The 343-nt window shown below is 36.2% G+C and carries 1 protein-coding gene; it reads right to left on the minus strand.

The genetic code is table 11. From position 1 onward, the window contains the following. Positions 1-151: 151 nt before the first annotated feature. Positions 152-343 (minus strand): hypothetical protein (locus KEM10_RS24155; RefSeq protein WP_212221072.1); only part of this gene is annotated, 192 nt, incomplete at its 5' end.

Genomic DNA, 343 nt, shown 5'->3' on the forward strand with positions numbered 1-343 from the left:
GCCGGTGTTCGGCAGCTTTGATTGGTATAGTTCGATTTAGTGTCACAAATAGGTTTTAGCTTATTGTTGGTTAAAAGCGTTTTAAATATAACTAACATATTAATTCTTTCCAAAAATTAAATTACTCCGATAATTGGCCACTATATTTCCACTAGTGTCGCTTTATACTATGTAGTGCGATCAAAAACGCCTGCAATAAATAGGTTAACACCTCCAGTATAGATATCAATGCCTTCAGTCTGCTCACCAACACCTTTAGATGGTGTAACAACACCTTAAGAGTGGTTATTAACACCTTTAGATAGTCTAACAATACCTCCAGTCTGCTTGTCAACACCTTTTG

Source organism: Carboxylicivirga linearis (assembly GCF_018271995.1).
Lineage (GTDB): Bacteria > Bacteroidota > Bacteroidia > Bacteroidales > Marinilabiliaceae > Carboxylicivirga > Carboxylicivirga linearis.